This window comes from Paraburkholderia sp. BR14374 (assembly GCF_040948685.1).
Lineage (GTDB): Bacteria > Pseudomonadota > Gammaproteobacteria > Burkholderiales > Burkholderiaceae > Paraburkholderia > Paraburkholderia youngii.
Genome location: NZ_JBFPKF010000024.1, coordinates 1 through 13,882, shown reverse-complemented (window position 1 = coordinate 13,882; position 13,882 = coordinate 1). Strand labels below are relative to the sequence as shown.

Here is a 13,882-nt window from a genome sequence, read left to right as displayed (position 1 = left end):
TGGAAGGAAGGTCAAGTGCTGGCCGGGGGGTGGCGCGTCACGGCGGCGCCGAGCCCGGTGCTTGCACGTCCGGCGTGTCGCGTACCGGCTGCTGCTCCGGCAGTACGTCCGTGCCGGGCATCGCTTCGGGCACGCGCGGATGCTCGTGCCTTCGCATCCGGCGTGCCTGTAGGACGCCGGGCGGCGCGCTGGGATGCGCGCTAACGGTCTGCCCGGCTCGTGCTTGCCGATCGCGATACGCTCGGCCCGCTGCGCGCGTGCACCCGGCGGCCGCGTGACGCGTGGATCTGTCCCATGCCTCCGCTGCCGCCAGAGCCGATGGCGTTGGTCAAGAATGGTGTGCCGCGTTAGAAAAAATCCACGCTCGCGCTGGTGTCGTTGCGCTTCAACGCTTCAACGCTTCGACGCCAACAGCTTCCTGTACACCTCGAGGTACTCGTCGGCCATGCGTGCCGCGGTGAAGCGCCGCTCGAAGGCTTCGCGACAGCGCGCGCGGTCCAGCTCGCCGATCCGGTTCACCGCATCGACGGCCTCGTCGACACTATCGACGATGAAGCCGGTCACGCCGTCGTCGATGATCTCGCGGACCGAGCCGCGGTCGAATGCGATCACCGGTGTGCCCGCCGCCAGCGCCTCGACCAGCACGAGCCCGAACGGCTCGGGCCAGTCGATCGGAAACAGCAGCGCTCGCGCGGCGCCGATGAAGCGATCCTTGTCACGGCCACCCAGCTCGCCGCGATAGCACACATGCGGTTGCCGCATCAGCGATGCGACCTCGTGCTCGTAGTAGACGCGATCGCCGTCGTCGATCTTGGCCGCGATTTCGAGCCGCGCGTTCGCCCGGCGCGCGATCTCGATCGCGAGATCGGGTCGCTTGGTCGGCGCGATACGGCCGACGAATGCCAGGTAGTCGGACGGCGTGCGGCTGAAGGTGTGAAGGTCGCGCGGCAGGCCGTGATGGACCGTGCGCTGCCACGCGAGTCGCGGCAGCGGCGCGCGCTGCGCGTCGGAGATCGATACCAGCGGCACGTCGCAAAACTCGCGGTACAGCGCATCCAGACCGGGGATGTCGAGCCGCCAGTGCAGCGTCGTCACGTGCGCGCAGGCGAGCCGCCTGCCGAACGGGAAACTCGTGTAGTCGGTATGGAAGTGCACGACGTCGAAATCGGCCGAACGTTGCACGACCCGTTCGAGCATCGCGACATGAAACGCCTGCGGGTCGGCAGTGTTCTCGAGCTCGCGCAGAGGCCGCGGATAGACGGACACGAGATGCGCGCGCGTCAGCGAGTCGCCGCTCGCGAACAGCGTGACCTCATGGCCGAGTTCGACCAGCGCCTCGGTCAGCCACGACACGACGCGTTCGGTGCCGCCATAGGCGACGGGCGGCACGCGCTCGTAGAGCGTCGACACTTGCGCGATGCGCATGCGAGCCTCCGTCGTTCTTCCGCCGTGCAGACCTCCGTCGTCGAGCATCCACCATTCCCGACGCGCGGTGGACGATGGTATGGCGCTTGCGGGGTGTCGACCGAAGCGTGTCATCCGTCCCGCTTCGATTCATCCCGTTCCACTTCGTAGAGGAGAAAAACATGAAGCGCGTTACCGCCATTGCCGCACTTTGCTGTGGGCTTGCCGCTATCCCTCATATCGCCGGCGCGCAAACCGAGGCCGCCTCGACCACGAGCGCCAATCCGCTGCCTCAGGCCGACAAGGACTTCGTGCAGGCGGCGAGCATGTCGTCGTCGACCGAAATCGACGCGGCCAAGCTCGCGACGAAAAACTCCAGCGACAAGGATGTGAAATCGTTCGCGCATCACATGATGCTCGATCACGCGAAGCTCACGATGCAACTGAAGATGGCTGCACCACACGGCGTCGCGGTGCCGAAGGACAATTCCGACACCACGGTGCTGGACTCGCTGAAGAGCCTGCATGGCAACGCATTCGATCAGGCGTATATCCAGAAGGTCGGCTTGCAGGGACACGAGGACGCGCTGAGCGCGTTCAAGAAAGAAATCTCGGATGGCCAGAACGCTGATCTGAAGAAGGCCGCGCAAAAAGCGCTGCCTACCATCGAGGAACACTACAAGATGGCGCAGGATCTCGCGACGAAGAAGGGGGTGACGAAGTAGCGCCGAAGGCAGGTACCCGCGCCATTCGTGTAGTCCGGCAAGCAGGCCGCGCTAGAAACTCATTGCGAATCCGAACGACACGCCGTGCACGTTGCGACCGAACACGTAGCGCACGATCGCGCGCGTGCGGGTAACGATGACGGGATACCTGCTGCTGTCGAGCTCGAGGCCGACTCCCAGCGACGTGAGGTCGTTGAAACCCAGCACCCCGGCACTGTCGCCGAAATAGTGCGAGTAAGCGGCTTCGAGCACATAGCGGACTGGCCGATCCAGCGCGTGCCAGCCAGTGGGCGCGCGCCAGCGTGTCCATAGGCTCACTTGCTGTGCCGTGGCCGACCCCTGAACGGCCTGCGATGAACCGCCGAAACTGCGCAGGTAAATATCGGTCGCCCGCAATTCGGCGTCGATTTCGTAGTTTTCGCGGTAGTGCTCGTAGTCGAGCATCAGGGAGCCGCCATAGCCGTAGGCATCGAGCGAGCCGTTCTCGAGGAACCGCAGGTTGCTGTCGGTGACGTGATTGAACAGCGTCTGCCCCACCTTCAGGTCACTCGACACGCGCCCGATCGTACCGTTCAGGATCGGACGGAATGCCAGTTCGTCCGTGATGCGGAAATCCCAGCCCAGGCCGACCGTGCCGCTGAAGGTGTTCCACTTCGTCGGCACCGCACGCTGCTGGGCGCCATCCGTGGCGATGAAAACCGGATCGTAGCGGCTGTAAGCGAGCGTGCCCTCCATGTACAACGGAAACGACCTGCTGAGCGTGAAGCCGCCGCCGAATTGGGTCTGCCCGAAGCCGGGATTACCGGTCAGGCCGTTATTGACCGACAGGTTGCTGGTCGTGACGTCCGGAACCGTCGTGTAGCTCATGATCGCGAGCACAGCGTCCGCGTGCTGCTTTACATTGCCGCCAATCACGGTATTGCTCGACAATTGCCCCGGCACGGCCTGCGCGTGCGAGGCGCAGGACAGCAGGCTCAAAGGCAGAGCGGCACCCGCGCCCCATGCGCGAAGTGACCAACGCTTCCGAAGTGCCGGCATAGTCAAACAACCTCGCCATTTGTCGACGACGAGATTGCAGACTGACTTGCAGGCTCACTTGCACGCTCACCCACGGCGTATCCAACCAGCATCATGCACTCCTGTCAGTCGGCCAATTGTGTTCGTCTTCCGCGAAGTCGCGATTCCGCTGCACTGAAACAGGTGTACGCAGTCGATGCGACTCCGGCGGGCGTTGCGCCGCTCACAGCACCTGGAAGGTCTGCGCTAGTATGTATAGAAATACCCGAAGTGAAGTTGTACGGCAATACGGGCATATCTTCAGTCGCTTGCCTTCGCGCTCGGGCAAGGGACACCACCCACTTCCCCACGGAGCATCGTTATGTCCACCCATTCGGTCCCGAACGACAAACCCGTCAAGATCCCCGGCCCGGACCATCCGATCACGATCGAGCAGCACCGCGCACGCGTGATCGTGATGGCTGGCGGCCAGGTGATCGCCGATACACACGATGCGTTGACGCTGCGCGAGGCCCGCTATCCGGCCGTGCTGTACATCCCCCGCAAGGACGTGGACATGACCCGGCTCGAACGCACGGCGCACGCGACTTATTGTCCATACAAAGGCGATTGTGCCTACTTCTCGATTCCATCGGCCGGCGAGCGCGGCACCAACGCGGTGTGGACCTACGAGCACCCTTACGACGCCGTCGCGTCGATCCGCGAACACCTCGCGTTCTACCCCGACCGCGTGGATTCCATCACGCAGGAGCCGGCCGCTCATTAGGCGGACTCGCGCGGGTTATTTACCCGGCAACCGGCGCGGCGTGGCGGTCCCTGTTCCGCCACGCCCTCGCGGCATTTGACCACCGACCGACGGCACGGACTGCGATAACCCGTGCCGTTTTTTATGCTTGACGACTCGCGCGGATCACACCGACCTTAACAAGACCTTAAGACTTCAGTATCGCCAAATAAAAAAACCAAGGTCACGTAAATGACTTTTTTACGGTTCAAATTCGTCCCGCTTTACCCAAATTCGTTGTCAAGCAAAGGACGAGACATGAAACCGATTACGAAATGGAAGCGTAAGCAAAGCGCAATGTGCGCCGCCGTCGCACTGCTCGCCGGGCTATACTCGGCAGTCGCGACCGCCGGCGACGATCACGATCACGGCCGCGATCACGAGCGCGATCGCGCGTCGGTCAAGCATGTGCTGCTGATCAGCTTCGACGGTCTGCATGAGCAGGACGTCGCGCGTTGCATCGGCGCGAACACCTGCCCCAACCTGGCGCTGCTTGCGAAGTCAGGCACCACGTACACGAACGCGCATACACCGGGACTGTCGGATTCGTTTCCGGGCCTCGCCGCACTGGTGACCGGCGGCTCGCCGAAGTCCGCGGGCCTGTTCTACGACGTCTCCTACGACCGCACGCTCTATGCGCCGTCCGATACCGGTTGCACGGGCCCGACCGGCTGGAATGTCGTGTTCGATGAAACGACCGGCATCGACGGCGAGAACGGCGGCGCGCTGATCCATCTCGACGGCGGCGGCGCGTTCAATCCGCAGGCGATTCCGCATGCGCTCGTCAATGGCGTCTGCACGCCCGTCTATCCGCACAACTATCTGAAGACCAACACGGTCTTCGAAGTGATCAAGGGCAACGTGAACGGCGCGCGCACCGCGTGGGCCGATAAACACGCGTGGGGCTACGACTGGCTCAACGGACCGTCCGGCACGGGTGTCGACGATCTTGCGCGCACCGAAATCAATTCGATCGATCCGGATACCAATACCAACTATCTCGACACGTACACGCACACGGAGAAGTTCGACAACTACCATGTGCAATCGCTGATCCATGAAATCGATGGCAAGGATTCGACTGGTCAAAAGAATGTCGCGGTGCCGACCGTGTTCGGCGCCAACTTCCAGACGCTGAGCGTCGCGCAGAAGGCCACGGTCGCGTCGGGCGGCGGCTATCTGGATGCGAGTTTCACGCCGGGTCCGCAGGTGGCCGGTGCGATCGCGTATATCGACGACGCGTTGGGACGCATCGTGTCCGAACTGAAGCAACGCAATCTCTATTCGTCGACGGCGATCATCGTGACCGCGAAGCATGGCCAGTCGCCGACCGATCATTCGAAGCTGGTGAAGAACGGCGATACGCTGACCAAGCTGCTAGAAGCCAACAACTATCTGGATTCGGGCGGCGCTTTTGGGCAAAACGCTACGACGAGCGGCAACCTGAACGATGGCACCGGGCTCGTCGGCACCGGCATGGTGCAGACCGACGACGTCGGTCTGATCTGGCTGCGCGATCAAAGCCAGACGGCCGCGGTCGTGAAGACGCTGAAAGACAATCTGAGCTGCAACGCGCCGGGGATTTGCGCGGACGGTCCGCAGGCGTACATCCTGTCCGGCCCGCAACTGGCGAACCGGTTCGGCGATCCGTCGCGCGGCCGTACGCCCGACATCATCGTTCAGCCGAACCCGGGCGTCATCTATACGTCGAGCAAGTCGAAGGACGAGGAGCATGGCGGCAACGCGCCCGACGACAGCCATCTCGGTCTCGTGATGTACGTGCCTCATGCGCATCATGCCGGGAAGGTCAACGACGAGCGAGTGCTGACCACGCAGGTCGCGCCGACGATCTTGCGTCTGCTCGATCTGAAGCCTGAGCTGCTGCATTCGGTCGCGATTGAAGGAACGCGTCCGCTGCCGGAGTTCGATCGCGAAGACTGAGTGCTTGCTGTAGTCGACGTATTCGAGTAGTGAGCTGCGCCGCGATCGGTGTTGGAACGATCGTGGCGCGGTCGTTTTTGCCGGGGTCCAGCCGCGCGGACCTCGCGTGCCGGCGCGTGCGAGAATGGGAGCCGCCTGATTTTCGCCAAACAGGCGTGCGTCGATCGCCTGACAAGGAGCCGCGCTGCCATGAACAACATTGCTCTCGGATGCGTAGCGGTGCTGGGGCTGCTGTTATTCGGCCTCGGCTTGTCGGTATCGATGCTGCGTTTTCGCGAACGTACCACTGCGGGCTGTGCCGATGATCCGGCCGACCTGTTGCACAAGCTGGTTCGGGCGCATGGCAACACAGCGGAATACGCGCCGTTTCTGGCGGTGCTATTTCTCTTTCTGGGCGCGAGATCGCCGTCCACGGTGACGGTGTCGCTGATGGTCATCGCGACCTTGTGCCGGTGCTTGCTCGTCGTAGGGCTTGTCGGGTTTCCGACGATGGCGAAGCCCAACCCTTTGCGCTTCGTCGGTGCGATTGGGACTTATGGCGCAGGGATTGCATTGTGTGTGGCGTTGATGCGCTGAGTCACGGTCCGGACCGACGCCCGCAATCAAAGGCCCGCAGCCAGTTCGTCGCGCCAACTCGTAATCGGGCGCCGGCTCACGCCTTTGCTAGTCCCTTTCAACACTTCGAATTCTGTGCTTCCGTCGGTTCGCGTGAACCGGATATCGAATATCTGCGCGCCTATCTTGAGGTTCGCAAGGTCAGCGTGTCGATCCAGGGGGGCAGCACCGGGTCGACATACAGCTGCCTGCGCGGCGCGTCGGGCTGAACACCCAGGATCGCATACACGAGCGAAAAAATCGATCCCGCGGCCCATGCCTGCGGCACATTTGCGCCCATGTACTGCACCGGAAAGCTCGCCTCCGTGCGCTGGAGGCCTGCAAATAGCTCGGGTAACTGGTTCAGCGCGAAATAGCCGCCTGCATCGCAGATGTCTTTCGCGATCCGTCCTGCCTAGCAGTTGAAGTGACAGCTGCCGGAACATGCGATCGGTCGGCTCATGCTTTCGAAACCGCAGCCGCTCGATCAGTGCCACGATCCATTCGGTGTAGTTCTTAGGCGGGTTTTTCGACAGAATCAACCCGAATGGGACGTTCGCTGTTGCGTTTCAACTGCCACTTACACTACTTACATATGGAAAGTGGCGCTTCACTCCGCTTCTGCGTTAAATTGGCTTCGACCTGTTTTGCATATGTTCAGGCCGCGCCAGGACGGTCAGATTTCATCTGACCTGCGTGTAATACCGCCGTGGTGTTGGCAGGATCTCACAGGATTCCTCGGCCTGTTCATTGCCATCTGCAGTGCTGACACACCTATCCAGGACAAACCCCCACCATTCGATCGTTATCTGTGGGGGCGCGCACCGAGACCACCAAATATCTGTCGACTCAGCGGGGCTTTGCCTCTATTACTTGGGTTGTCCGACTGCGAGGGCATCGTCGCAGGCGACCCGTCGATCTGGAAAATCTCCACCCTCGCTTTGGGGTGCGATACGGCATCGCCCGCGCTATTTCCGCCTATCCCGACTTCAGCAGAACGCTGTCCGACAATCTTTGCAAACTTGTGTCAGAACCATGACTATGAGCTTAAAGGGCAAAAATCTCGCATCGGCGCCACTTCAAAGCAGTTTCGACGACAAGGAGCCAGCCACCGCGAATCGTACGAGCATTTCCGCGTTGGCACCTTCTGTCACTGTCGTGATGGCCAACTTCAATGGAGAGAACTGGATCGGAGAGGCGATCAGGTCGGTCCAGAGACAGAGCCTCGCGGATTGGGAACTGATCGTTGTTGATGATGCGTCAACCGACGCCAGCACTGAGATTGTCCGCGCCGCTGCTGCTAACGACCCACGTATCGTTCTCCTCACATCTTCTTCCAACGCGGGGCCCTCGGTCGCGCGCAACCGTGCGCTGGCATGTGCGCGAGGACGCTGGATCACGATCCTCGACAGTGATGATGTGTTTGCGGACGGACGCCTTCAGTCGATGCTCGCAAGGGCCGAATCGGACGGCGCGGGCATTGTGGCGGACGACTTGCTCATCATGAGCGAAAGCGGCTCGCTGACCGGGTATTCGCTGCTTGGCCTGCGGACCGCGAGGACCGTCGATGCCGTTGCGCTTGTCAAAGCGCCGCAACTCGGCTATCTGCAGCCCATGATCAGAACCGAACTGCTGTCCGAGCTTCGGTATGACGAGCGGGTTCGCTCCGCCGAAGACTTCGATCTTTTGTTGCGCATGTTGGTCAGGCACGAAGCGGAAATGGTCGTCTATCCGGCTATGGGTTACCACTATCGCAGACGTGATGACTCGCTTTCCACAGACAAGTCAGCGGATCGACGGGCGCTTCGAGGCATGCTCGAAGCAAACGCGCGTTTCCGCGCATCGCACTCGCTGTCAGGAAGATTAGCCCACGCGTGTGCGCATCGGCAGCGAACCCTCGAAACCCAGCTTCGCTGGGTCGATGTCACCGAGGCAGTTCGTGAAAGGCGTTTCGCACAAGCCTTTCGGCACACACTGCATCACCCTTGGGTCCTCAGTTGCGCCGCGCGATTCCTTGCGAAGCATTTTCACTTTCTCGTACTCAGAAACAAACGCCGCGCCGTGACTTTGGGACTTTGAGCTGAGACGCGACGGATGCCGGCACGTCCGCAACGGAGGGTGCGGGCGCCCTTTGGGGCGCGGGCGATGCCTGCGATTCTCCAGAACAGCGTGGCTCGAGGCGGCCGCTCAGCGGGCGGCATTTGATCAGATGCATGCGTGCAAAATTTACCGCAACTTCAGCACGGCCACGTCCCATTTGAATCGCGTCGACGCGTGTGTGATACGGACACGATCGAGTTCGTCGAAGGCCGCCTTCAACCTGTTCCACGTCCGTATTCCGTCGTCGTGATACCAGATACTGACGATCAATAGCCCACCGGGCGCGAGACAGCGCGCGAGTCGACGAATCTGTTCCTCCGGTTCTTCCTGGTAATAAAGCATCTCGTTGAAGACGATGACGTCGAATACCTGCGAAGGCTCGAAGGTAGCGGCATCGGCGACGGCGAACTCCGCTCCCTCGATATTCGCCCGGCGGGCCTGCTCAATGGCGACTTCGGAAAGATCGACGCCGAAATAGCTGGAAATCGAGGCGCCCGAAAGCCAACTTGCAAGAACGCCAGCGCCGCATCCAACGTCGAGCACTCGCGCGGCGGGTTTCAGGTGCTTGCAATACCCGGCGATCACGCTATAGCGGGCAATCTCCTGCGTCGTCCCCAGATAATCCCAGGTGCCCGAGCCGTACGCCTGATTCCACGTCGCATCCGAGATTGAGACGCTGTGAGCCGGCAGTATCCTGGCCCTGATCGCTGGGGGGACAAACCTTTTAACAGGCCACTTTATGGCTTTACCGAGGAATCCGTACACTCCTCTTCTATCTGTCGGATTAAGCATGGTCGGCTCTCATGTCAAACCAACTGACGCTACGTGGCTTCTTCAGGCCGGCACCCGATATCCCCGCGCGACTTTAGGTGCGCGGCAGAATCGTCATTAAGCCTGTGCTGTACCGGACTGTCTGTCGCGATTGCTCGGATTGGCCAGCAAGCGTTCGAAGACGTTGCTGGTGATACGGTCGACGACAGCATGACTTTCGGCGTGCGGATCCATGAGGACGCGAGCCCAATCTGTCGTGCCTGCGTTGAAGACGATGCCCGGCTGAACTCCTCTTCCAGCCGCCCGCTGCAGCACGCCAAACACGCCGCGTCCGCCGACGTCCCATCCGTTCAGCGCGCTTGTCATGCCAAGCACGTGGAAACCATTGGGGTTCGGCGGCAAGCCGTCTACTTCGTAGCCCACCAGACGATCTTCGGCACCAAAAATGTCCCCGTTGTTCAACTCCGTACCGGCGAGCGCCCAGTGACTCGCGTCCTCGACCCGGAATCCGGTTGCTGGGCGCTCGCGCCGGATCCAGCCACCACGCAGTAGACGCCATTCTCCCCACCAGCCGCCGCCATAACCATAACTGAGCCCGATCAGGTCGCTTTCGTCGTGACCGGGCCAATTTTCAGCGAGGCGAGTCACGCGCAGATCGGGAGCATGAGGGCTGCCGCGCGAAAATTCGATTGGCCGATAGCAGGTGTTTCCACTAAAGATCGCGTAGTGTCCGCCGTTTGCAATGAAGCCGGCCATCCTGTCACGCATGCGCCTGCTCCAGTATTCATGATGACCCACGCTAAGCACGCAGCGATACTGGGTTAGATCAAGCCGGTCACCATCATCGAGATCCAGGTCGGAGTAGAAGTCGCAAGCAATGTTCTTCGCCTGCAGCCAGCGCACGAACTTCGCGTCCCAGTGTGGGAATTGTTGGCGCGGGGACCGAGGTTCATAGGGGTCGGCAGGCTCGCCGAACTGCGCCCCGAAGCCGCCACCTGGTCTTAGCAGGGTCACGGTCGTGACAGGTTTCTTACGTCGAACGGGATCGTGATAAAAACCGCCGCCGCCGATCGAGTTGTACGCTTGATACGTCGCGACAGGCACGATGTAAGCGACCGACGCCGATGGTCGCGGAGAGCGCGCGACCAACATTGCCATACTTCTGCTGTCCGGCGGCAGCCCGTATAGGGGCTCATGCGCGGCGCAGTTGCGCCCCAGCGGGCGCACGGGCTCGCCGTTGGCGCGCACCTCGTAAGCCACCGCGACGTACACCCCCGACGTCGCATCGGCTCGATCGAAGCGAAACCGGAAGCTCGGCCACCGCCATGCAGCGTCGCAACGCGTTGCGGTTCGTCCGCGCGGCGAAGTCAGCACCCATTGGCCGCTCACGCTGCCGCAATCCATCGCGCCGCGGTCCTCTACAAGGATGCCGCAGTGGAACTCGAGCGCTTCTCCGATGCCTTGCCGGTAGATTGCAACAGAAAAGCGGCGCCCTGGCTCGACGGCGAGTTCGAAAATGCCGCCGGCATCGTAGGCGGGCGCGAGCGGATATAACCTCATCGATCACTTTCTCCGATCTTTGACGAAGCTGCACGTGGACGAGATGGCGGGTCATAGTGGCAACCATGTCCCGCACCGGGGCAATTTGACGCGGGGTTACTCACTGCGACGTGAATGCTTTGGGCGCCCTTTGGGTCTGTTCGGAATTGGCAAAATGATACCTCCCGCGCTCCGCTTTCAATTACACGGTATGCGACATAAGATCCGCGGTATGCGCCGAGTGACATCGAAATGCTTGATCACCGGGCTGTTGAACGCCATCAAGCGACATTCGCCCCTCCCGTTAGACGGACGTTCAGACGTCGGCACCGCATTGCAAATGGTCCTTGGCCTTTGGGACGCGAATGCCGGTATCGTCCGTCGCCATAGGCTGTCCACAGCACGTATCACAGTCGACTGCAGTTTCGCGTTGATTTCGTAAAAGCATCCGGAGATGCCGCTACGCGCGAGGCGCCCACACGCGCACAGAATAAAACGCGAAGAAGGCACAAAACGCAGAGATATCGGCATACATTTGCGACGCCAGCGGCTATTCTTCAGACGCTGCGACTAACGCGTTTCCGGTCGGCTCTGCTGGTCGTCGGCAGCCATTCCGCGTCTCACGCGCAAAAGGGGGGCTATGTCACGTCCAAAACGGCCCGCGCGACGCGCACTGCATCGTCGGCAGTCAATCGCACGCATCTGGCTCGTCATCGGTATTTCAGTTACCGGGCTGTCGTTTGCACATGCGACGCTCGCGGCGGGCGCCCTTCCACAAGGCGGCGCTTACGTGGCCGGCACCGGCACGATAGCAAGCAAGGGGAACGGCCTCGTGGTTACCCAACCGGGTTCGACGCGTGGCGTGATCGAATGGAACAGTTTTTCCATCGGCAGGAACAACAGCGTGGCGTTCGACAACGGCTCGGGCGCGACGCTGAACCGCGTGAAGGGCGGCTCGCCCTCAGCCATCTTCGGCAGGCTCAGTGCAACGGGCAGCCTGTATGTGATCAATCCGCAGGGCATCGTCGTGGGACCCTCGGGCGTGATCAGCACCGGTGGCCGTTTCGTCGCGTCGACCCTTGATGTCTGCGACGACGCGTTCATGCAGGGCGGTGGCTCCATTACGCTGTCGGGCGACGCGGACGCAAGCGTGATCAACCTCGGCAAGATCAGTTCGAGTGGCGGCGATGTGTTCCTGATCGCGCGGGGCGCCGTCATCAACGCCGGCAATATCTCAGCACCCAACGGCACGGCCGAACTGGCTGCAGGCGAACAGGTGCTATTACAGGACTCGGGCAGCAGCAAACAGGTGTTCGTGCAGACGGGCAGTCAGGGCACCGTGATCAACAGAGGGCACATAAACGCCGCGCAGGTCAGCCTGCAGGCAGCCGACGGCAACGTCTACGCCCTCGCTGGCGGCGGCACGCGCATCCGTGCGACGGGCACGGCGAATCGTGACGGCCACGTGTGGCTCGTCGCCGATGGCGGCCGTGTCGAGCAGTACGGCAAGATCGCCGCGAGCAACGCGGATGGCAGCGGCGGAACGGTCGACACGCAAGCGGCACAACTGGCCTTCGGCAAGCACGCAGCCGTTCACGCGGGCCAATGGAACCTGCTGACGCCTACTTTCACGATCGATGACGCCGCCGCGCGCACCTTGCAGCGTAGCCTGGCCGCGGGCACGTCGATCGATGTCACGACGACAGGCGCGAACGGCGCAACGGGCGATCTGGGCGTCGCTTCGAGCCTGGGCTGGAGCGGTCCGGCTTCGCTCACGCTCGCCGCGTATCACGACGTGTCGGTGGCGACGGGCACGACCATCGCGAACTCCGGTGCGGGCAACCTGACGTTGCGCGGCGACGCAGCCGGCATCGACAACGGTGGCAGCGTTAACAACAACGGGACGATCGACTGGTCGCGCAGCACGGGCATCGTGAGTGCATTGCATGACATAGCTGGTGGATACTTACCGGGAAACATTCTCTCAAACAGCACATGGTCTGCCGCTCCAGACAGTGGTCTGGTGACGCAAGTTACCGCCTATGCGCTGGTGAATACCGTCTCCGATCTTGGCGCAGTTAACTTCAACCCTTCAGGCAACTACTCGCTCGGCAGGGACATCGACGCCACGCCCCCGCCCGGTGAATTCAGTCCGACCGTGGCTTCGTTCTCGGGCCAGTTTGATGGCATGGGACACACGATTTCGAATCTTTGGCTATCTGAATCGCTTTTCGGCGACATCGGGTCTTCGGGCGTCGTTCGGAACCTCAACATTCAGGGCACTGCCAACTTGCCCAGGTCTGACGCCTGGGCGGGCTTTCTCGCAGACAGGAACGACGGCACGATCGCATCCGTGCATTCAAGCGGCAGTGTTACTTCAATCGGTCGTATTTCAACTGGGGGACTTGTGGGCTTGAACTTCGACGGCACGATCACGCGTTCGTCAAGCACCGCCGGTGTTTCATCTGATTCGTTGACGGGAGGCCTCGTCGGAACCAACAGCTTCGGCGTAATCCGGCAATCGTTCGCATCGGGCGATGTCACCTCGACCCGTCTTCAGGGAGCGGGCGGTCTGGTCGGCTACAACTTTGGCGTTATCACAGAGTCTTATGCGACTGGAACAGTTCATGTGCAGCCGCAATGTGACACCGTCAATGCGTGCGGGGGTGGGTTAGTTGGCGGGACTTCAGGCACGATCAGTCAGTCGTTCGCAACCGGCAAGATTGACCAGCCATCCGGACCTGCGGGGGGGCCGGGCGGCATCGCGGATTACAACGCAAATTACATCGCGTCTTCCCCGGGGACCATCACAAAAGATGTCTACTGGGATACGCAAACGACAGGCGCGCCAGTCGGCGTCCGCACCACGATCCTAGGCGCTGTCACTGACCGGCATATTCGAGCCATTCCGGGATCGGCGTAATCGAGCCACCGGATGATCGCCGCAATCGAGCCAGTGCATGATCGGCGCAATCGGGCCACTCGATGATCGGCGTATTGGAGCCAC

General features: G+C 61.6%; 10 protein-coding genes. 6 read left to right on the top strand and 4 right to left on the bottom strand.

Going from position 1 to position 13,882, the window contains the following annotated elements:
• Positions 1 to 393: 393 nt before the first annotated feature.
• A complete protein-coding gene (locus AB3X86_RS33070; protein ID WP_368599208.1) occupies positions 394 to 1,425 on the bottom strand; it encodes a glycosyltransferase family 4 protein in 1,032 nt (343 codons plus the stop codon).
• A 161-nt stretch (positions 1,426 to 1,586) separates the two neighbouring features.
• On the opposite strand from AB3X86_RS33070, the gene AB3X86_RS33065 reads away from it, so the two are divergent.
• Positions 1,587 to 2,129: a DUF4142 domain-containing protein gene (locus AB3X86_RS33065; RefSeq protein WP_176122798.1), complete on the top strand. Its 543-nt coding sequence runs from the start codon at positions 1,587 to 1,589 to the stop codon at positions 2,127 to 2,129.
• Between the two features lie 51 nt (positions 2,130 to 2,180).
• Here AB3X86_RS33065 and AB3X86_RS33060 read toward each other — a convergent pair whose 3' ends face one another.
• Positions 2,181 to 3,167 carry a hypothetical protein gene (locus AB3X86_RS33060; protein ID WP_368599207.1) on the bottom strand — a complete coding sequence of 329 codons (987 nt, stop codon included), beginning with the start codon at positions 3,165 to 3,167 and terminating at the stop codon, positions 2,181 to 2,183.
• A 340-nt stretch (positions 3,168 to 3,507) separates the two neighbouring features.
• Between AB3X86_RS33060 and AB3X86_RS33055 the strand changes: the two genes are divergently transcribed.
• From AB3X86_RS33055 to AB3X86_RS33040, 4 genes are all read left to right on the top strand, one after another.
• Positions 3,508 to 3,912 carry a DUF427 domain-containing protein gene (locus AB3X86_RS33055; RefSeq protein WP_176122800.1) on the top strand — a complete coding sequence of 135 codons (405 nt, stop codon included), beginning with the start codon at positions 3,508 to 3,510 and terminating at the stop codon, positions 3,910 to 3,912.
• A 276-nt stretch (positions 3,913 to 4,188) separates the two neighbouring features.
• Positions 4,189 to 5,871: an alkaline phosphatase family protein gene (locus tag AB3X86_RS33050; RefSeq protein WP_368599206.1), complete on the top strand. Its 1,683-nt coding sequence runs from the start codon at positions 4,189 to 4,191 to the stop codon at positions 5,869 to 5,871.
• A gap of 189 nt (positions 5,872 to 6,060) precedes the next feature.
• On the top strand, positions 6,061 to 6,447 hold the full coding sequence (locus AB3X86_RS33045) for an MAPEG family protein (protein WP_368599205.1): 387 nt from the start codon (positions 6,061 to 6,063) through the stop codon (positions 6,445 to 6,447).
• 1,059 nt (positions 6,448 to 7,506) lie between these two features.
• Positions 7,507 to 8,544 carry a glycosyltransferase family 2 protein gene (locus tag AB3X86_RS33040; protein ID WP_368599204.1) on the top strand — a complete coding sequence of 346 codons (1,038 nt, stop codon included), beginning with the start codon at positions 7,507 to 7,509 and terminating at the stop codon, positions 8,542 to 8,544.
• Positions 8,545 to 8,691: 147 nt separating this feature from the next.
• Here the strand turns inward: AB3X86_RS33040 and AB3X86_RS33035 are convergent, their stop codons facing one another.
• On the bottom strand, positions 8,692 to 9,357 hold the full coding sequence (locus AB3X86_RS33035) for a trans-aconitate 2-methyltransferase (RefSeq protein ID WP_368599203.1): 666 nt from the start codon (positions 9,355 to 9,357) through the stop codon (positions 8,692 to 8,694).
• A gap of 96 nt (positions 9,358 to 9,453) precedes the next feature.
• Positions 9,454 to 10,896, bottom strand: a complete 1,443-nt coding sequence (locus tag AB3X86_RS33030; RefSeq protein ID WP_368599202.1) for a N,N-dimethylformamidase beta subunit family domain-containing protein — start codon at positions 10,894 to 10,896, stop codon at positions 9,454 to 9,456.
• 619 nt (positions 10,897 to 11,515) lie between these two features.
• On the opposite strand from AB3X86_RS33030, the gene AB3X86_RS33025 reads away from it, so the two are divergent.
• Positions 11,516 to 13,798 carry a filamentous hemagglutinin N-terminal domain-containing protein gene (locus tag AB3X86_RS33025; protein ID WP_368599201.1) on the top strand — a complete coding sequence of 761 codons (2,283 nt, stop codon included), beginning with the start codon at positions 11,516 to 11,518 and terminating at the stop codon, positions 13,796 to 13,798.
• Positions 13,799 to 13,882: the final 84 nt, after the last annotated feature.